The sequence below is a fragment of the Flavobacterium sp. K5-23 genome, assembly GCF_023278045.1.
GTDB lineage: Bacteria > Bacteroidota > Bacteroidia > Flavobacteriales > Flavobacteriaceae > Flavobacterium.
In genome coordinates this window covers 2,854,101-2,873,376 of record NZ_CP056783.1, presented here as the reverse complement: position 1 = coordinate 2,873,376, position 19,276 = coordinate 2,854,101, and the positions used below count along the sequence as shown (strand labels likewise).

The 19,276-nt window shown below is 33.6% G+C and carries 18 protein-coding genes; 1 reads left to right on the top strand and 17 read right to left on the bottom strand.

Annotation, left to right across the window (positions count from 1 at the left end; genetic code table 11):
- Positions 1–17: 17 nt before the first annotated feature.
- From FLAK523_RS12480 to FLAK523_RS12440, 9 genes are all read right to left on the bottom strand, one after another.
- On the bottom strand, positions 18–746 hold the full coding sequence (locus FLAK523_RS12480; protein WP_248903912.1) for a TIGR00730 family Rossman fold protein: 729 nt from the start codon (positions 744–746) through the stop codon (positions 18–20).
- A gap of 349 nt (positions 747–1,095) precedes the next feature.
- Complete coding sequence (locus FLAK523_RS12475) at positions 1,096–1,530, bottom strand: hypothetical protein (RefSeq protein WP_248903909.1); 435 nt, start codon at positions 1,528–1,530, stop codon at positions 1,096–1,098.
- A gap of 61 nt (positions 1,531–1,591) precedes the next feature.
- Positions 1,592–1,879 carry a hypothetical protein gene (locus FLAK523_RS12470; protein WP_248903907.1) on the bottom strand — a complete coding sequence of 96 codons (288 nt, stop codon included), beginning with the start codon at positions 1,877–1,879 and terminating at the stop codon, positions 1,592–1,594.
- Positions 1,880–2,143: 264 nt separating this feature from the next.
- Positions 2,144–4,990, bottom strand: coding sequence for an excinuclease ABC subunit UvrA (gene uvrA, locus FLAK523_RS12465; protein WP_248903905.1), 2,847 nt, complete (start codon positions 4,988–4,990; stop codon positions 2,144–2,146).
- A gap of 101 nt (positions 4,991–5,091) precedes the next feature.
- Complete coding sequence (locus FLAK523_RS12460; RefSeq protein ID WP_248903903.1) at positions 5,092–6,045, bottom strand: Fic family protein; 954 nt, start codon at positions 6,043–6,045, stop codon at positions 5,092–5,094.
- A gap of 64 nt (positions 6,046–6,109) precedes the next feature.
- Positions 6,110–7,894, bottom strand: coding sequence for a chloride channel protein (locus tag FLAK523_RS12455; protein ID WP_248903894.1), 1,785 nt, complete (start codon positions 7,892–7,894; stop codon positions 6,110–6,112).
- Positions 7,895–7,932: 38 nt separating this feature from the next.
- Positions 7,933–8,607 carry a DNA alkylation repair protein gene (locus FLAK523_RS12450; RefSeq protein ID WP_248903892.1) on the bottom strand — a complete coding sequence of 225 codons (675 nt, stop codon included), beginning with the start codon at positions 8,605–8,607 and terminating at the stop codon, positions 7,933–7,935.
- An 11-nt stretch (positions 8,608–8,618) separates the two neighbouring features.
- Positions 8,619–10,304: a gamma-glutamyltransferase gene (gene ggt, locus FLAK523_RS12445; RefSeq protein ID WP_248903890.1), complete on the bottom strand. Its 1,686-nt coding sequence runs from the start codon at positions 10,302–10,304 to the stop codon at positions 8,619–8,621.
- A 19-nt stretch (positions 10,305–10,323) separates the two neighbouring features.
- Positions 10,324–10,908 (bottom strand): ACP phosphodiesterase, encoded by a 585-nt coding sequence (locus FLAK523_RS12440; protein ID WP_248903888.1) that lies wholly within the window; start codon positions 10,906–10,908, stop codon positions 10,324–10,326.
- 98 nt (positions 10,909–11,006) lie between these two features.
- Between FLAK523_RS12440 and glmM the strand changes: the two genes are divergently transcribed.
- Positions 11,007–12,395, top strand: coding sequence for a phosphoglucosamine mutase (gene glmM / locus FLAK523_RS12435; protein WP_248903885.1), 1,389 nt, complete (start codon positions 11,007–11,009; stop codon positions 12,393–12,395).
- Positions 12,396–12,461: 66 nt separating this feature from the next.
- Here glmM and FLAK523_RS12430 read toward each other — a convergent pair whose 3' ends face one another.
- The 8 genes from FLAK523_RS12430 to FLAK523_RS12395 form a co-directional block, all read right to left on the bottom strand.
- On the bottom strand, positions 12,462–12,704 hold the full coding sequence (locus FLAK523_RS12430; RefSeq protein ID WP_248903883.1) for a DUF1059 domain-containing protein: 243 nt from the start codon (positions 12,702–12,704) through the stop codon (positions 12,462–12,464).
- Positions 12,705–13,103: 399 nt separating this feature from the next.
- Positions 13,104–13,406, bottom strand: a complete 303-nt coding sequence (locus FLAK523_RS12425; RefSeq protein ID WP_248903881.1) for a hypothetical protein — start codon at positions 13,404–13,406, stop codon at positions 13,104–13,106.
- A 516-nt stretch (positions 13,407–13,922) separates the two neighbouring features.
- Entirely contained in the window at positions 13,923–14,585 is a 663-nt protein-coding gene (locus tag FLAK523_RS12420; protein ID WP_248903878.1) for a hypothetical protein, read from the bottom strand.
- A gap of 28 nt (positions 14,586–14,613) precedes the next feature.
- The gene (locus tag FLAK523_RS12415) at positions 14,614–15,321 is read right to left on the bottom strand and encodes a carboxypeptidase-like regulatory domain-containing protein (protein ID WP_248903875.1); all 708 of its coding nucleotides are present in this window, start codon (positions 15,319–15,321) and stop codon (positions 14,614–14,616) included.
- Between the two features lie 9 nt (positions 15,322–15,330).
- Positions 15,331–16,221, bottom strand: a complete 891-nt coding sequence (locus FLAK523_RS12410; protein ID WP_248903873.1) for a hypothetical protein — start codon at positions 16,219–16,221, stop codon at positions 15,331–15,333.
- A 5-nt stretch (positions 16,222–16,226) separates the two neighbouring features.
- Positions 16,227–17,285 (bottom strand): IS630 family transposase, encoded by a 1,059-nt coding sequence (locus FLAK523_RS12405; protein WP_248903870.1) that lies wholly within the window; start codon positions 17,283–17,285, stop codon positions 16,227–16,229.
- Positions 17,257–17,697 carry a carboxypeptidase-like regulatory domain-containing protein gene (locus tag FLAK523_RS12400; RefSeq protein ID WP_248903869.1) on the bottom strand — a complete coding sequence of 147 codons (441 nt, stop codon included), beginning with the start codon at positions 17,695–17,697 and terminating at the stop codon, positions 17,257–17,259. Before FLAK523_RS12400 ends, FLAK523_RS12405 begins: the two co-directional genes overlap by 29 nt.
- 21 nt (positions 17,698–17,718) lie before the next feature.
- Entirely contained in the window at positions 17,719–19,176 is a 1,458-nt protein-coding gene (locus FLAK523_RS12395) for an NAD(P)/FAD-dependent oxidoreductase (protein WP_248903867.1), read from the bottom strand.
- Positions 19,177–19,276: the final 100 nt, after the last annotated feature.

Genomic DNA, 19,276 nt, shown 5'->3' with positions numbered 1-19,276 from the left:
TATAAAATCCTTAATTTTTAAAAATTAGGTTTCAAGTTGTATTTCTTATAGAAATTATCCAAAACTGCTACCACTTCGTCTTCGGTATCTACAATCTTGATTAAATTCATATCCTCAGGACTTACAGTATGTTCTTTTTCAATTAAAACTGTTTTTACCCAGTCCATTAATCCAGACCAAAAACTTGTTCCAATAAGGATAATAGGGAATTTTGCAATTTTTTTGGTCTGTATCAAAGTAATCGCTTCAAACAATTCGTCCATTGTTCCAAAACCTCCTGGCATCACAACGAAACCTTGAGAGTATTTTACAAACATTACTTTTCGAACAAAGAAATAATCAAAATTTAAATTCTTGTCTCCGTCTATATATGGATTATAATGTTGTTCGAATGGCAACACAATATTCAAACCTACAGAAGTTCCTCCACCTAGATGAGCTCCCTTATTTCCGGCTTCCATAATTCCTGGTCCACCGCCTGTAATCACACCATAACCCGCTTTACTGATTTTGAATGCTATACTTTCAGCAAGTAAATAATATTTGTCATCTGGCTTTGTTCTAGCCGATCCAAAAATAGATACGCAGGGTCCAATACGTCCCATAGTTTCGTATCCATTCACAAATTCGGCCATAATTTTAAATATAGCCCAACTGTCATTGGTTCTTATCTCGTTCCAGGTTTTACGTTTCAGTTTATCCTGAATTATTTTATCCTCGTCATTGTCAAAATCTTCTAATCTCATTTTTTTTCTAATTTTTATAACTATTCTTTTTTGGATCTAAATCCACTTTTTCGCTATATCCACGCCCATAAAGGCTTGAAATGTCATTATATTTTTAATTCACGGAATTTCTATTGAAATAATAGGGAAGTGAAGTAATCTGGGCTATGACTCTAGAATACTAAAGTAACTCTTTTTTCAAAAAACGAGGCAGTATAGCTTTTTTTATTTTAATTTTTTTTTTATAAATAGAAGAAACTATCTAATGTTTTACTTTATTTAATTGTGTCCAAATGTTTAAAACAAAATAAGTTTTATTTGAATTTTTAAGTTTCAATAGAACGTTCGAACCAAATACCAAAAAACATATCTATTTCAACCAGTTTTTCTTAATTCCAAATCCGGAAAACCAAACTAGAAAAACACCTATTACAATTATTAATATTGGCATTATCTCCGTTCCAGGACCATAAACTTCTCTTGATTTTGTAAAAAAAAGATCAAAAGTCATTTGTGGAATAATGGCGCAAAGAGAAATAATAAATGCTGATTTAGCCCATTTTTTCTTTAGAATCAAACCAAAAGTACCCATTACACCTCCAAATACGGCAATTGCAAAGGCTATTTTTGTCCAAAGCGGATAACTAGTGTAAAGCGATCGTTCAGCAGCAGGTAAGGCTTGCAAGGCTTCATCAGTTATAAAGGTGAATTGAAAAAAGGAGCCAACTCCCATTAAATTCCACAATAAAAAAAATATTGCTGCTGCCCAATACCATTTTGGCACACTTATTTTTTGATCTTCCATTGTTATTATTTCTTAAAAGGTTATTGTTATTCAGATGCTTTTATAATTCATAGTTGGTTGTCTATGATCCGCTGAATGGTGTCCCAAAGATACCCACTGCAAGTTCAGCCCAAATTAACAGTAACACTATTAAAATTGCTAAACAGATAGCGATACGATATTTGACATTTTTAGTCTTCCTAATTGCAATTTCGCATAAAAAACCTGTACCAAATAAAAGTACACCCGCAACTACAAAATCCATCAGTGTCCATTTTACTTCCTCTGTGAACTGCATTGCTATTAGTGGCACAAGCAATAGAGTTACTGTAATGAGCGTAATGATGACTATTCTTTTCTTTACAATCATAATTGTTCTTTTAAGTCTAAAAGTGATTTGTAAATATAAGAGATTTTTTTAAAGATAGATTCTGTTTTCTGTAACTGATGTACTACTTCACTTTTTGACTCAATTACTAAAGGTAAAATTCGAAAACGAATTTACACGAATCTATACAGTAATACAGTTCGTGAAAATAACATTTAAACTAATTTGATAAAATTGATTTTATGGATTGAATTATCAGCAAAGAAACTAAGCTGTTTTGACTTTGTTTCTTTGAACCTTTGTACCTTACATCAACTCTTTTTTCAAAAATTGCGCAGTATAACTTTTTTTATTTTTTGCAACTTCTTCAGGAGTTCCTTTGGCAACTACTTGTCCGCCACCTTTTCCACCTTCTGGGCCTATGTCAATGATGTAATCGGCTAGTTTTATGACATCCATATTGTGTTCGATAATCAAAATCGTATTTCCTTTGTCGACTAATTTATTGATTACTGTCATCAATACTCGAATATCTTCAAAATGCAATCCTGTGGTAGGTTCGTCCAAGATATAAATCGTATTTCCGGTATCTTTCTTGGATAATTCACCGGCTAATTTAATGCGTTGCGCTTCCCCGCCAGAAAGGGTTGTGCTTTGTTGACCTAGAGTAATATAGCCTAAACCAACATCTTGGATTGTTTTCACTTTTCGATAAATCTTCGGAATCATTTCAAAGAAAGGAACTGCTTCATCCACAGTCATATTCAATACATCCGAAATTGATTTTCCTTTGAACCTAATTTCCAATGTTTCTCTATTGAAACGCTTCCCTTGACAGGTTTCGCATTCCACATATACATCAGGTAAAAAGTTCATTTCAATCGTTCGAACACCAGAACCTTGACAGGTTTCACAGCGTCCGCCTTTTACATTAAAGCTAAAACGTCCTGCTTTATAGCCCCTAATCATACTTTCGGAGGTTTTTGTAAATAAAGCCCTGATTTCTGTAAATACTTCGGTGTAAGTGGCAGGATTAGAACGCGGAGTTCTTCCTATGGGGCTTTGGTCAATATCAATTACTTTATCGATATGTTCAAGTCCTTCAATCTTTTTATAAGGTTTGGGTTTCTTTACTCCATTGAAATAAAAAGCATTCAAGATAGGGTAGAGCGTTTCATTAATCAAAGTCGATTTTCCGCTTCCTGAAACTCCAGTCACACATATCATTTTACCCAATGGCAGTTCGATAGAAACATTTTTCAGGTTGTTCCCTGTTGCTCCAGTCAGTTTAAGGAATTTTCCATTTCCTTCCCTGCGTGTTGAAGGGATTTCAAATTTCATTTTTCCGTTCAAATACTGCGCGGTAATTGTGTCTGAGGCAAGAGTTTCTGCAGGAGTACCTATACTGATAATCTCTCCACCGTATTTACCCGCTTTTGGACCTATGTCAATCACATAATCAGCGCGTTCTATCATATCTTTATCGTGCTCTACCACAATAACTGAATTCCCAAGATCACGTAATTGTTCTAATGAATGGATTAATTTTTCGTTGTCTCTTTGGTGTAAACCAATGCTTGGTTCATCCAGAATATATAAAACACCTACTAACTGCGAACCTATTTGAGTTGCCAGTCGGATGCGTTGTGCTTCTCCTCCTGAAAGTGATTTTGAACTTCGGCTTAAAGCCAAATAATCCAAACCTACATTCATCAAAAAGTTCAGCCTGTCCTTAATCTCCTTGATCACCTCAGTAGCGATACGTTTTTGTTTATCAGATAGATGGCTGTCTAAATTATGAAACCACGCCGTCACATCAGAAATGTCCATATCACATAATTCGGAGATGTTTTTTTCGTTGATTTTGAAAAACATCGCTTCTTTCTTAAGACGGGAACCTTCACAAACGGGACATTTTTTCTCGTCCATAAATTCCTTTGCCCATCTTTTAATAGTCGTGGAACCGCTTTCGTCGTGTTGGTTTTTTATAAAATGGGAAATTCCCTCAAAGTCAATTTTGTATTCCTTAGTTACCCCTAAAGTTTTAGATTCTATAGAAAATTTTTCCTTACCACCGTGTAAAATCATTTCTATAGCTTCCTCAGAAATTGTTTCGATAGCATCAGTAATTTTGAATCCGTGTTTTTCTCCTATAATTTCCAGCTGCTTAAAAATCCAAGACGATTTGTATTCTCCCAAAGGAGCAAACCCACCTGCTTTTATGGATAATTTCGGATTCGGGATAATCTTTTTAGGGTTGATTTCGTTTACAGTTCCTAGACCATTACAATGATCGCAGGCTCCTTTTGGGGAATTGAATGAAAATAAATTCGGTTCCGGATTTTGATACGATATACCGGTAGTGGGACACATTAAGTTCCTGCTGAAATAACGAATTTCATTAGAATCTTGGTCTAAAACCATCAATACATTCTCCCCGTGATGCATTGCCGTATTAATGCTTTCACTTAAGCGTTTATCATTATCAAGCCCCCCAGCCCCCGAAGGGGGAGTAACCTCGAGACGGTCTATAACTATCTCAATGTCGTGTGTTTTGTAACGATCTAATTTCATTCCGCTTGTAATATCCAGAATTTCTCCGTTGACACGTACTTTTAGGAAACCTTGTTTGGCAATTTGCTGGAATAATTCTCCATAATGTCCTTTTCTGGCTCTAATTACTGGCGCGAGTATATTGATGCGTTTATTGGTGAAATCTTGTATAATTAACTCTTTGATTTGCTCATCAGAGTAGCTGACCATTTTTTCACCTGTATTGTAACTGTAAGCATCTGCCGCACGGGCATAAAGCAAACGCAGGAAATCATAAATCTCCGTAATAGTTCCCACGGTAGAACGCGGACTTTTGCTGGTTGTTTTTTGTTCGATAGCAATAACAGGCGATAATCCATCAATTTTATCCACATCAGGACGTTCTAGGCCTCCAAGAAACTGTCTGGCATAAGCAGAGAAAGTCTCGACATAACGTCTTTGCCCTTCGGCATAAATGGTATCAAAAGCTAAGGATGATTTTCCAGAACCCGAAAGCCCAGTAATAACAACTAGTTTTTCTCTTGGAATGGAAATATCTATGTTTTTAAGGTTGTGAACGCGTGCACCTTGAACTTCAATGGTATTATTTTTATCTAACATAATTTTGAGCAAAAAGCAAAGTTAATCTTTTGATTGATTCTTTCCATAGAACAATTTGGAAGTTTATGTTAAAATGGGACATAAAAAAACGCTAATGGTGATTAGCGTTTTCTTTTTCGGGTTGAAATATAATCATTGATGGCTTCTTTGGTAGTGTACCAGTTCCGACCTTCTTTATAAGCATCAATTTTTCCTGTTCTGGCCAATAAACTTACGTATTCCTGACCGTAAGGAGAATTGGGCTCGCTAACGATATCAGATATTTTTTGATAGTCGTTGTCGTTACCGGGCATTGCATTCAAATAAATGTTAAGTGTTCGTTCTAAGGCTTGGCACATCAACAACATTAATTTTTGATAATTGCCATTATTAGCTTGATTGAGTGCTTCATAATATTTTTTACTGTCATTTTTTAGAATGATTGCTGGCGGAAAACCACAGCGCATCAATAATAAATTCATACTTAAACGCACCGTACGACCGTTTCCATCAAAAAAGGGATGTATCCAGGCTAATTTATGGTGAAAAACAGTTGCGAGCTCAATATCGTTGAGCTGTAAAGGGTTTGCGTTTATAAAATCGATTAGTTGATCTAAATAGTCTGAAACTTTATTGGCATTTGGAGGCATAAAATTAGTGCCTGAAATTCGAACACCACCATTTCGGATACGACCGGCAAAATCTTCTTCTATGGAACGCAAAACTAATCCGTGTAGGGAGAGTATATCGATACTTCTAAGTTGGTATTTATCATCTACAACTGAGTATAAGTAATCAATGGCTTTGTCGTGATTGTAAGTTTCAAAATGCTCTCGTAGTGATTTTCCTTTTATAGTTATTCCCTCCTGTAACACCATTTGAGTTTCTCGAAGACTCATTGTATTCCCTTCAATGCTATTGGAATTATAAGTCCATTCTATCGATAAACTTTCTCTTATTTTATGTAAAGCGATGTTAGGCAATGGTCTGCTGGCTTGCAAATCATTCTTTTTTTTGTACAATCTTTCAAAGGTAGATTGAAATTCAGTTCTGTATTTTAAGTCTATGTTCCACATAATGAAACAAATATACGCATTAATATCGGATAGTTATAAAATGGACTCTATCCGATATTAAGATTTATTCAATTGTCATCGATTTTAGCTTGGTCCTATAAGACTCAAGTGCAATGGACTTAGAGATGAATCCAAAGTATTTTTCGTCTTTTATAACTGGAAGAAAGGAAACTTTAGATTTTTCGAATTTATTCATTACTGTTTCCATACTGTTAAAAGGATAAATAACATCAATGGTTGGCAGCATTATTTCTTTAATCAAAGTGTATTTTACACGGTAAGGATTGAAAATTATTTCTCGGATACTATTGAAATGAACAATACCCAATAAGTGTTTTTCTTTATCCACTACAGCAAAAATAACCTGATTAGAATGCGAAATTAAATCAACTAATTTCTCTAGAGTTTCATCAGGGGAAAGAGTTAGATAATCAGTTTGAATGATTGAATTTGTATCTAAAGTGGAAAGTACATTAGAATCTTTATTGCTGGTAAAAGCGTGTCCTTTTTTGGCTAAATCTTTAACATCCATCGAATGTTTTTCAAATCTTTTAGAAATGGCAAAACTGATAGAAGCGACAATCATAAGCGGAATCATTAAGCTATATCCACCTGTAATCTCAGCAATTAAGAATATGGCCGTTAAAGGAGCGTGAAACAAACCGCTTAATATTCCTGCCATTCCTACCATCGTAAAATTGCTAATAGGCAACTCCGTTAATCCAGTTAGATTAATCGATTTCGAAAAGAAATAACCCACGTATGATCCCATAAATAGAGAAGGGGCAAAGTTACCACCATTTCCTCCAGATCCCAGCGTAATTCCGGTTGCAAAAACTTTTAACATCACAGTTAAACCAACAAATGCAAGAAGAACATAGCTGTTATTTCTAAAGCTGCTGAATAATGTATGATCGAGCAATTGTCCTGGATCTTTTTCGGATAATATCTTGATGCTTTCATATCCTTCACCAAATAATGTTGGAGAAATGAAAATAAGAAGCGCTAGAATCAGTGATCCAATAAGTGCTTTTTTATAAGGGGAAATCTTAAGACGGGCAAAGTAATGCTCCGTTCTTTGAAAATTCCGAGTGTAATAAATAGATATAAATCCGGTTAGGATTCCTAGAAGCACATAAAAAGGAATTTTGTGGTAATCGAATATTTGTTGCTGTTTGAAATTCAATAAAATGTTTTCGTCTAAAGCAATTACAGATACTAATGCTCCAGTTGCGGCAGCAATCATAATAGGGGTAAATGCGGAGATACTCACATCAACCAATAATACTTCAATGGCAAATAAAACTCCGGCAATAGGCGCGTTAAAGGCAGCGGCAATACCTGCAGCCACACCACAACCTATAAGAAGGGTTCTGTCTTTATAACTCAGTTTGTATTTTTGTGCATAATTAGATCCAAAAGCAGCTCCGGTAACCACAATAGGGCTCTCTAAACCAGCTGAACCTCCTAAACCTACGGTCAGGGAACTGGTAATAATCTGGGCATACATTTGTTTTTTAGGAATGATACTTGCTTTTTTAGCAACAGCATATAAAATTTGTGAAGTTCCTTTTTCAATTGTTCCTCCCAGTACTTTTTTGACTACAAAAACGGTAAGTAAAATACCTATTATAGGCAGAATACTATTGATATAACTAATTTTTACAATTCCGTTGATGTAAGTTGCAAAAGAAAAAACCCAATGCGCAAAAGTCTTTAAAACAATCACAGCAAATGCTGAAGAAATTCCAACTAATACACTCGATAAGAATATAAATTGTTTTTCTGTTAATATTGTTTGTGACCAAGCAATTATACTTTCTAATTTAGAAATATATTTTTTGAACATTTAATTTTATTTTGTGAAATGACAAAACTACTATTATTTTAAAGAATGACCCTATGTTTTAATGCTTCTTTTGTGCTTAAAGGCTTCAGGTTTGTGCTATCTACATAATCAAAAACGGCATCAGGATTTGTTCTGGCATAATCTCTTAAAGCCCATCCAATTGCTTTTCTAATAAAAAACTCATTTGAATGTTTGTGCTTTTCACATAATCTTTTCAGAAGATTAAAATCTGTTTTTTCTTTGTATCCTAATTGGAAAAGGAGGGCACTTCTATTGAGCCACATAGTATTCGAATTAGAAAAACGATTTATGGTGTTGTCAATTTCATCGGGGAAAGTCGTTAAATAGACACCGAGAATGTTTTTTGCAATACTATCCACACTGTCCCACCAAGAATGTGTAATAATCATTTTCTCTATTAGATCAATATCTTCTAATTGGAATTTTTTTCTGAGCTCTTTTGTTACAATCTCGATGGCTGAATAGTGAAAATCCCGATGTTTTTTTTCGAATAATTCTAAGGCTATTTCTCTAACATTATTAGTGACTTCATCTTGATTTTTATTCCATATTTTTTTTAGAATAAGCCTTCGCTCTTCTGTTTTTAAACCATATAAGACAAAATTATTTTTTAAATATTTAGCCATTGCCATTGCGTTTTCAGCATTGTAATTTTCTTCAAAGGCTTGTTCTAAAGAGGATATAAAAGGCATAGTGAAAAGGATTAAAATCCAACTGCCATATTATCTCCTCTTTTGTCAGCACCACCTTCTAATTTACCATTTGGTAAAACAAGAACAGCATCAACTTTCCCAATGATTTCTTTGTCTTTCTCACTGATTTTATATCCTTTTTCTTTTAGGTTTTTTAAGATATCTGCTGTAAAAGAATTTGGTTCGAATGTAATAACATCCGGTAACCATTGGTGATGAAAACGAGGAGCATCAACCGCTTCTTGCATACTCATATTAAATTCATAAACATTCAATATCGTTTGTAATACTGAGGTTATAATAGTGGATCCTCCAGGAGTACCTACAACCATCAATAACTTTCCTTTTTTCTCTACAATTGTAGGCGTCATAGAACTCAACATCCTTTTTCCTGGAGCAATACTGTTCGCTTCAGTTCCTGTAAGACCATATAAATTAGGAACTCCAGGCTTAGCACTAAAATCATCCATTTGATTATTCAAGAAGAAACCCAATTCATCACAATAGATTTTAGATCCATAATTGTCATTTAAAGTGGTAGTTGCTGAAACTGCATTCCCAGCTGCATCCACAATAGAGTAGTGGGTTGTCTCAGTACTTTCATAACCTTGAATTTTACCTTCGGCTATATCAGATGACTTTGTGGCTTTATCGAATGAAAAGTCACTCATCCTGTTTTTTAGATATTCAGGATCAAGTAATTCTTTTACTGGTAGTTTTACAAAATCAGGATCACCTAAGAAAAAATTCCTGTCGGCATACGCTCTTCTTTCTGCTTCGGTAATTAGTTGAATGGCTTTTTGACTGTTGTGTCCCATTTCTGAAATGTTGTATGGTTCAATCATTTCCATTATTTGATTCAAGCAAATACCACCGCTACTAGGAGGAGACATCGAAGTTATTTTTAAATCTTTATATTCAAATGTAATGGGTGCTCTCCATTTAGCTTCATATTTCTTTAAATCTTCAAGAGACATATTTCCTTCTTTCGAACCTAAAAAAGCAACTAGTTTTTGTGCTGTTTCACCACTGTAAAATTCATCACGACCGTTTAATGCAATTCTTTTTAAAGTAGCTGCTAATGCTGGATATTTAATAGTGTCGTTTACTTTATATACTTTCGAAAATAAACTGTTTGGGCCATTGGTTTTAATAAAAGTTTCTCTGTAACTATCTAAACTTTTTGCTTGATGTTCCGTAATGACAACTCCTCTTTCGGCTAATGCGATTACAGGGGCAAGAATTTCGGACATTGGTAAGGAACCGTATTTTTTATGTACTTCAAAGATTCCTGCAATTGTTCCCGGAATTCCTGAGGCTAACGCCGTAGCAGTGCTTTTTCCTTTAATTACATTCCCTTCTTTGTCAAGAAACATATCTTTAGAAGCTGCTAAAGGCGCTTTTTCTCTATAATCGATAGTTCCGGTTTCGCCATTTGCTTTTCTAAAAACCATAAAACCTCCACCGCCTATATTTCCAGCTTGAGGGTAAGAAACTGCTAGTGCCAGTTCAGTTGCAACCATAGCGTCAAAGGCATTTCCGCCTTTTTTCATAATGTCAGACCCTATTTGTGAAGCTTCCTCTCTAGCCGAAACGACCATAGCTTTGCTTGTGACAAGACCAGTTGGGTTTATTAGTTTTTCATTCGATTTACAGCTTAAAATAGCCAAAGAAAGAAGGATGATTATTTTTTTCATAATATAAAATAATTAGGTTTTATAATTCGTTTATTATTTTGTTAGCGTGTTCTTTTAAATCTTCGAAAAAAGAGGTGAAATCTTCTTCGAATTCCGAGTAATATTCAGTTAACTCATTTGTAGCAAAGCGCATATTGGATTTATTCTTAGTCCTGCCGTCCATCTGTGTCAATATTTGCTTTATTCCTTCGATTGTTTGATAGCTTAATAACCAGTTTTGAGCCAGCATATAAGGCATTAAACCTTTAGTTCTATCGGTTAGAAATTCCTTGTTGATTTCAAGTGATTGATAGAAGCGCTGAATGTAAAGGTCTAGATTTTCATTCGAATAAACACTCCAGTTTTTTGCTAAAAAATGGTCGTAGAATATATCAACTATTACTCCAGCATAATGATGGTAATTTTTATGTAACTTTTTAGTACTTAATCTAAAAGTTGGGTGAGCATCTGTGTAGGTATCAATTGCTCTGTGTAAGACGATACCTTTTTGGATGTCAGATGGAAAATGGTCAAAATTCTTTCCGTGAATCCCATCGGCCATAAAATTCCCAATTTTGATTAAATCATTGTCCCCCGAAAGATAGATGTGTGCTAGAAAGTTCATTCGCCTAAATTATGAATTCTAAATGACTTTTTTAAAGTGTCAATTGTTATATTTGTGGGAAATATAAAATAAATAGTTCAATACTAAAAAAGATTAGAATGACATTAATAAAATCAATATCAGGAATTCGTGGAACAATAGGAGGTAAGGTAGGAGATAATCTTACTCCTCTTGACGCTGTAAAATTTGCATCGGCATACGGAACTTGGTTGAAAAATTATTCAGGAAAAGAGAAATTAACAGTTGTAGTAGGACGTGATGCTCGTATTTCGGGACCTATGATTCATAATTTGGTTGTAAATACCTTAATAGGTTTAGGAATTGATGTAATTGATTTAGGGTTGTCTACTACACCTACAGTAGAAGTGGCTGTTCCTCTTGAAAAAGCTGATGGTGGAATTATCCTTACCGCTTCTCACAACCCAAAACAATGGAACGCTTTAAAGCTATTGAATGAAAAAGGGGAATTCTTAAACGGTGTTGAAGGAGAAAAAATTCTTGTCATTGCTGAAGAAGAAGCTTTCGATTTCTCGGATGTGGATAATTTAGGGGAAATTACGGAGAATGATGCTTATATGGACATTCATATTGATGAAGTGTTAAACCTTCCTTTAGTTGATGTTGAAGCAGTAAAAGCAGCCAAATTTAAAGTGGTTGTTGATGGAGTGAATTCGTCTGGAGGTATTATTATTCCAAAATTATTGGAATTAATGGGAGTGGAAGTAGTAAAATTATACTGTGAACCTAACGGTCATTTCCCTCATAATCCAGAACCTTTAAAAGAACATTTAACGGATATCTCTGAATTGGTTGTTAAAGAAAAAGCTGATTTAGGAGTTGTTGTAGATCCTGATGTGGATCGTTTGGCTTTCATTTGCGAAGACGGAGAAATGTTTGGGGAAGAATATACATTAGTGGCTTGTGCTGATTATGTATTGAGTAAAACCCCAGGGAATACGGTTTCTAATATGTCTTCTTCTCGTGCTTTGCGTGATGTGACAAACAAACACAACGGAACTTATGAAGCATCAGCAGTAGGAGAAGTGAATGTGGTTGACTTGATGAAAAAAAACAATGCCATCATAGGTGGTGAAGGAAATGGCGGAATCATTTATCCGGAGTCGCATTATGGTCGTGATAGTTTAGTGGGTGTGGCTTTGTTTTTAACGCATTTGGCCAACAAAAAAATGACTGTTTCTGCTTTGCGAGCTTCATATCCTCAATACTATATGAGCAAAAACAAGATTGAGTTGACACCACAAATTGATGTCGATGCGATTCTTGTTGCTATGACTGAGAAATATAAAAATGAAGATATCACTACTATTGACGGAGTGAAAATTGATTTTGCCAATGAATGGGTACATTTAAGAAAATCAAATACAGAACCTATTATTCGTATCTATACAGAAGCGGCAACACAAGAACAAGCTGATAAATTAGCTTTTCGAATTATTGACGAAATAAAAGTAATTGCAGGTATTTAAAAACCTCAGTTTTCTAAATATATAAAACCCTTTCAAATTTAATTTTGAAAGGTTTTTTATTTTTTATTAAACGCCATCAGTAGGCACAGAGTCGAAAGTTTTTCTTTTGTTTTCATACCATGCATTCATTCCTTCTGGAAAGTGCATTAGTTCTTGCATTTCTCTCATTGCTTTGCTGTGTGGATCATCACCATTTTGAATCATTTCCATAGCGTGTTTTTTGCTTAATTCAGCCATTTCCTCAAAAGTGTTAGCGTGAAATTCTGTATCACAAGCACCACCTAGTTGTTTACAAGTCATTGTTTTCATAAATATTGGTTTTAATGAATATTGGACTAAATACGTAGAATGGATATTCAATTTAAAACAAAATGAAGCACGTATTTTAGTCATTATACGGTGTTATATTGTAAATATAAAGGAATTAAACTACAATTTGGGTAGTTTTTTAAAAAAAGTACTTAGAATTCTATAAATGGGTTTTACTTGAAATGACATATTAAATACTTCATTACTGATACTTTTAGCAGTAGAAAAAGCCTAATTAGACCTAAATTTCAACTGATAGAAAGTCAATATATTTTCGAAATATTTTCAGCAAATGAATTCTTAATATACCACTGAAGTCAGTGAAAATTATATAAAAATCCAAACCCTCACAAATGCTTGTTTTGAAAGGGTTTGGATTTTAAACACTTTTGGTTTGGATTATTTTATCACTGACTTATCATTATATTCAAAATGTAGCGGCAAAATAACTGCTTTAGGTTCTTGGACACCATGTTTGTTAAGAATTGGCATTAGCGTTTGTCCAAATTCATTGAACTTAGCCGCATTTTCCCATACATCTACTACTTTCACTCCTTTATCCGTTGGGGCACCAGCGTGATGAATTAAACCTTTTGGGTTTTGATATCCAGCTGCGCGAAGATCATTCCATATTTGATCATATTCCTTTACTGTCATTCCAGGAAAGTCAAATTGAACCATTACTTTTTCCTTGTTTTCCATTTTGTAGTTGTTTTATTTTCTACTCGTTTGGCTTTTCGATACCGCCCCGTTTTTAAAATGGTTTCTGGTCTCCACTTTTTATTAAATAATATTTCATTTTATGAAGTAGATAATTATTAATTTGAAAACAGATTATAGGACTTATTAGAGTATTGTAGGAAACTCTTTTTTTAATTTCAGCAAATGAATAAAGTAAAATTACAAATATTTTAAAACGTAAAGTGTTGAATTGTAAATAAGTGGGTGTTTTTTAACATCCTGAATTTTATAAATAAATAAAATAGGACTAAAGGATTGTTAATCAGTAAGAGTCGGTACTTTATTAAAAAAAGTTCTTTTAATAAAGGAATTAAATGCTCAAATCACTTGATTGGAATTTTGGCTGTAGCCAAAAAAATAGTGCATACAAAAGAAAGTTTTGGGAGTTGGTAGGTACTTGTGAAGTAAAACACATTAAAACCAATGTTATCAAATTCCAAAAAAGAATTTTGGAATTGTTGTGGGACGTTTTATTGTTTAACCCATTTCAGTTGCTATTCCAGTAAATTCCTTAGCTATCACGTAGGGTTGATTAAAATTATAAGTATTTGGAGAAACATCTTTATTTCCAAAAAATAAAATTTTGATTTCATCTGTACTAGTTTCTGAAATTTCATTTTCTTCAATAACTATAAACTTCATTTTAAATTTTTCAGTTACTTCTTGAAAAGTTTGTTTCAAAGGTTTCGGAATTGAAATTTTAACTCTGTTATTACCTTTATGGAAATTTTGAATACCAAAAATAATATCCTGAAAAGAAATCCAATTTCCAGTAATTTTCTCTAATTCAAAATACAATTCTCCAATAAATGGATTGATATCAATTGGCAATTCTGAAATTTCACATTGTATTGTAGAATATTTATACTTCCAAAGTAGTGGATGTTCTTTTAATATTTCCAGCTTAATGAATGGAAGTAAGTTTTCATTCCGAAAATTGTTTATTTCGTATGAATTACTTGCCATTATTTTCCATTCTTGTTTAATTATTGTGTTTTCTCTAAAATCTCTATCATCCAAAAATAAATTTATTTCACATAAATTTGATTTTCCGGTTTTGAAGTTTACATTTTTTAAAATGAACCAACTGTTCTGATAAAATTCTTCTTGATTACTTCTTTCAATTAATTGTTGTAACATAATAATTTGAATTTAAACATTTCAGTTTTTATATGTTTGTAAAATCGGTTTCATAAATTGTTATATTTTGCGTTGTCAAAGTTTCTACATTAGAAGCAGGAAATGTATATGACGCTTTTTGTGTTATTCCATTTTTAGTTCTAAATATTTTGATTGTTTGCATATTATATTTTATAAGATAAATTCTTTTTACAACTTGTGAATTTGAGTTAATTTCAGCTGTGTTATTATCAAATCTAGTTGTTTCGTGTATTATTTGAAGCGGTAAATTGGATATGTTATTCAAATTAAATGTTACATCACAAGGATATAGATTTACTAGTTGATACGTATTAAATATAAAATTTTCACCGATATTTTTTATAGGTACAAGACCTACACAACAATTCCAATATTTTTGTTCTGAAATTGGTGAAGGTTCTATTTCTAATGAATAAAAATTTCCTTGCCCACTAGTTTTGAATGTAAAATTGTACTCACCATTTGAATTTGTTTGGCTTGATTCTAAGTGTTGAATAAAATTGGGTAAATTTCCAAAAAAAATAGAGTTATTTGGCTTTAATTTATATTCGCTAATTTTTAATTTGACATTTGGAATGGGTGAATTATAGGAATCTGTAATTTTACCTGTAACTCTTGTCTGAATACCCACCGATAATAAGTTTTCATCATCTTGAGAGCAGCTCACAAAAAAGAGACATATAAGAACAATAAAAAACAAATTTGACTTCATCATATTTTCATTTTATTTGGTTTCAAATATAAATTTCTTTTCCTTTTCAGTTAATAGAATTGAATTAATATTTGAAATGGTTTTTGAGGGTATACTTTGAAAAACGGGTTTGGTTAAATCAATTAATCCATCATTGTTAACTTTTTTTACAGCAGTTTCTTTTAAAACATATACTTTGTTTTCAAAAATGATTTTATAGGTTTTATTATCATATGTTATATCTAAATTCACTTCGGTTTCATACGATTTAAGAGATAATTTATTATCTAATGATTTCGAAAAATTAATCTGCATTGAATTTTTCACCGTTTCACTTATTGATTCCTTATTATTTTCTTTGATTACACCCTTTTGAATATTGTCTTTTTGATTTGTATCAAATGAAATATTTATTATTGCTTTTGATTTTTTATCAAATGTTATTGTGCCAATATGCTGATACGACGATATTCCAACTTTTTTCCATTCCGATTCAAAATGGACATCTATTATTTCATCAGTTGTTTTCTCAACATAACTAGTCATATCGTCTGTGAAATTTAAAAATGATTTCAAAAAAACATTTAAATAAATAGTGTTTATTATAGAATTAGGTTCGATATACCCGCTTATTAAAGCATCATTAAGCCTTGGTACATCAACAAAAATATCTAAAGGTTGATTTTTATTGCATTCAATTGAACCTAAACGTAATTTAACTTCTGTTTTTCTTCTTTCATAACTTATATCCCACCAATTTACTTTAGTTAAAATTAATCTTTTCAAATTATTATCAACTAGTACAGTTTCTTTAAAATTACACTCTTTTTCAAATGGGACATTAACATATAATTTACTATAATTAGCTAAAACGTAATTGATGGCTTCTTTTAATTTAAATGAATTTATAGTAATACCAAACACATGTATTATATGGCCCAAATTTTATCTAAAAATACATAGCTATATCCACAGATACTCATTACCTCTTTTTTGCTTGTAGCTTTTACGACATTAGTAATGAAATCTTCTACATCTTCCAATGAATTATAAAATTTATTAGAAAATTCTCGTTTGTATTTTGCCCACATTTTTTCAGCGGGATTAAGTTCTGGACTATATGGTGGTAGAAAAACCAAAACAATATTTTCAGGAATGATTAATTTTTTTGCCTTATGAAACCTTCCATTATCCAGCACCATTATTTTGAGTTCTTTCGGATTTTCCTTTGAGAAATTATCTAAAAAAACTTGAAAATTATCAGCGTTGCAATGTGGGAGTATTAATTGAAAATGGTCTCCAGTTATGGGCGAAAAAGCTCCAGAAAGCCAAGTTGATTTAAAAACTTGTTGGAAAGCACAAATCGGCTTAACACTAATAGCAGTAACTGATTTTCCGTTTCGAGTGAACAAACCAAAACGCGATTCATCTTGAAAATACAAGTTTACAGAGTCAAAATCACCCACCGTATTTAGTGCTATTTCTTGACAGATTCGTCCGAAGTCTTTTAAAAGAGATTCCTGATCTTCGTCTTTTTGGCGACTTTTGCGGGCTACTTTTACACTTGATTTAAAATTCCTGATGCAATAATAAAGCAACGTATTGTAATTGAAAGTCTTCCCTGATTCTTTTTCAATCCAATCTTTAAGCTCAACATAGCCTTGAAGTCCATTTTGAGGGTCGTTGAGTTTTGTTTCCAACATATTGTGTTCAATAGCATTAAAAGCCGACGGCTTAAAACCTGTTTTTTGATGCTTCATCAAACCCTCAATTCCAGAATTAAGGTATAATGTCCTCCAATTCTGAACGCTATTAGGGTCAACCACAGCTAATTTAGCAACCTCACGTTTAGAAATCCCTACTTTTTCGTTTTGCTTCAAAATCAGCAGAACTCTCAAACGTTGACCAATAAACGGAATAGATTGTTTGAGCAGATTTTTTATTTCTTTTTCGGTTTCCTTAATTACCAAAATTTTTGCATGCGCCATGATTACTTTTATAATATAGTCCAAATATAACATAAAAAAACCAATTATCAAAATTGGTATATATTATATTTTCGTTTGGTATAACCTCTTCCAGTTGAATAAAACTTGGAGATAAAACGAGAGTGTCAATTTTATTTGCTTTTTCAAAAGTTAAGCTAATCTCTTCATAGCCAATCATTGATATTTTTAAATCATTTTTCTTCAAATCTAATGAAGCTATCCCATTCGAATTTGTAAAAGTACCTTCGTTTAGTTCTAAATAAGTCAGATTTACATTTTCTATTGGTAAATTAGTTGATTTATCAACGATTGTAATTTTTTTATTTTGTCCAAAAGAGAACTGAATAAATGTAAAACAAAATGTAATTTTTACAATGTTTTTTAATTTTAAAATTGTTCTTGTACAAAACATAACTAACTATTTAGGTTGACTTTAACTATCTTTTTTCTTTTGACGACGGCCTCTTGGCTCATCACCCTCATGGAGCACAATATCGGAATGTAAGAACTGTGCAGCCTCGGCTGAATCTTTCACTTTCGTAGCACTGCGATCTAACATTTCTGATTCAAACTCCGTTAATACACTTTCTCTCAGTCCAGCTTTTCTCCATTGCGATAAAGGTCTACATCCCATTGATATCCCCCGAGCCAGAATAAGCGCATCCAGCAGCGCTTGATTTGCTCCCTGACCTTTGAACGGACTCATTGGGTGAGCCGCATCTCCTATAAGCGTCACTTGACCTGCTTTTTCCAACAATTCGGGTTTTAGTAATTCTCGGTCATAGACGGGATAGCCGGAAATCTGGGCTTCCTGGGTCGCCGCTACTATTTGAGGAATGGGATCGTGCCATTGGGTTCTACGACAGGCTTCTTCCTTGAGCGCTTGAGGCCCAAGAGCACCTAACGCTTTAGCCTCAATTTCTGGCATTGGGAAGCTCAATTGCCACATCACCGAGTCAGCTGTATATGGCATAATGTAGATTCGTTCCATGCCATTGGCAGTTTGGAATACCGTGGCCGAGTCTAACAAAGAACTTTTTAGTCCTTTGAGAGCGTCCAAAGGACAAATACCTAATATCACAATACAATCTAGGTAACGTAATGGGGTAATTTCTTCACCTATCAGCATCTTCCGTACTGTACTGCGAATACCATCGGCTCCAACAACGAGATCCGCCTTGGCGGTTTGAATCTCTCCGTTCACCTCAAAGGTCAGGTTAACACCTTCACTTTCTGTTGCTGCAAAATCAACTAACTGGTGTCCCCACTGAACTGCATTGTGTCCACCGAGTTGCTCCAACAGCGCTAAACGCAAAGATTGCCGAGCGATATGTATATTGGTACGTTTGGGAGAGGATTTCTCCTCTGATTTCATCCACTTTCTGATTCCCCATTCCCCAATCACTTTTCCATCCGTAGTATGTACCAGATGTTTTGTTGAAATCACCCCTTCTTTTAACGAGAAAATACCAAATCCCTCAATGGCTTTACTGGCTTGTTGTAATGTAAGTCCATAGCCTTGAGATCGAGCATCAAAGTTATTATCACGTTCATAAAGGGTAAAAGGGATTCCGCGGTGTAAACAAGCCACAGCTAGAGCGACTCCTCCTATACCGCCACCAATAATAGCAAGGTGTGGGTAGTTTTCTTTATCCGCAACAGGTGGACTAGCTGCAGGAATCAAGCCGGATCCGTTACAGTTCAAGCAGGAGTAGAGGTGTCCCTTAGGGCGAACAGGTTCAATACCTTCGCCATTTGATTTTTTGAATTGGTCGATTTCCATCAGGTAGCGATCACGGGCTTTCTTGCTGAGCCCCCGACTTTTTTTGCCGCGTCCCTGACATTCGGGACAAAAAGTCCAGCTTGCTTCTGTATTTTCTACCTTTTTCACTTCTTCTTTATTTCATTTTATTTTGACTCCTCTTTATAATTAAAAAAGGTAGTAGATACAACTTTTCGGAATCACTAGCCGTTTTGCAAAGTTTGAATAA

Excerpts from the sequence above, each read along its gene's own strand:
- uvrA (WP_248903905.1), bottom strand. The coding sequence starts at position 4,990 with ATGTTAGATAAAAATAATACCATTGAAGTTCAAGGTGCACGCGTTCAC.
- FLAK523_RS12420 (WP_248903878.1), bottom strand. The coding sequence starts at position 14,585 with ATGTTACAACAATTAATTGAAAGAAGTAATCAAGAAGAATTTTATCAG.
- FLAK523_RS12440 (WP_248903888.1), bottom strand. The coding sequence starts at position 10,908 with ATGAACTTTCTAGCACACATCTATCTTTCGGGGGACAATGATTTAATC.
- FLAK523_RS12450 (WP_248903892.1), bottom strand. The coding sequence starts at position 8,607 with ATGCCTTTTATATCCTCTTTAGAACAAGCCTTTGAAGAAAATTACAAT.
- glmM (WP_248903885.1), top strand. The coding sequence starts at position 11,007 with ATGACATTAATAAAATCAATATCAGGAATTCGTGGAACAATAGGAGGT.
- FLAK523_RS12400 (WP_248903869.1), bottom strand. The coding sequence starts at position 17,697 with ATGTTTTGTACAAGAACAATTTTAAAATTAAAAAACATTGTAAAAATT.
- FLAK523_RS12470 (WP_248903907.1), bottom strand. The coding sequence starts at position 1,879 with ATGATTGTAAAGAAAAGAATAGTCATCATTACGCTCATTACAGTAACT.
- FLAK523_RS12480 (WP_248903912.1), bottom strand. The coding sequence starts at position 746 with ATGAGATTAGAAGATTTTGACAATGACGAGGATAAAATAATTCAGGAT.
- FLAK523_RS12430 (WP_248903883.1), bottom strand. The coding sequence starts at position 12,704 with ATGAAAACAATGACTTGTAAACAACTAGGTGGTGCTTGTGATACAGAA.
- FLAK523_RS12405 (WP_248903870.1), bottom strand. The coding sequence starts at position 17,285 with ATGGCGCATGCAAAAATTTTGGTAATTAAGGAAACCGAAAAAGAAATA.
- FLAK523_RS12415 (WP_248903875.1), bottom strand. The coding sequence starts at position 15,321 with ATGATGAAGTCAAATTTGTTTTTTATTGTTCTTATATGTCTCTTTTTT.
- FLAK523_RS12460 (WP_248903903.1), bottom strand. The coding sequence starts at position 6,045 with ATGTGGAACATAGACTTAAAATACAGAACTGAATTTCAATCTACCTTT.
- ggt (WP_248903890.1), bottom strand. The coding sequence starts at position 10,304 with ATGAAAAAAATAATCATCCTTCTTTCTTTGGCTATTTTAAGCTGTAAA.
- FLAK523_RS12455 (WP_248903894.1), bottom strand. The coding sequence starts at position 7,894 with ATGTTCAAAAAATATATTTCTAAATTAGAAAGTATAATTGCTTGGTCA.
- FLAK523_RS12475 (WP_248903909.1), bottom strand. The coding sequence starts at position 1,530 with ATGGAAGATCAAAAAATAAGTGTGCCAAAATGGTATTGGGCAGCAGCA.
- FLAK523_RS12425 (WP_248903881.1), bottom strand. The coding sequence starts at position 13,406 with ATGGAAAACAAGGAAAAAGTAATGGTTCAATTTGACTTTCCTGGAATG.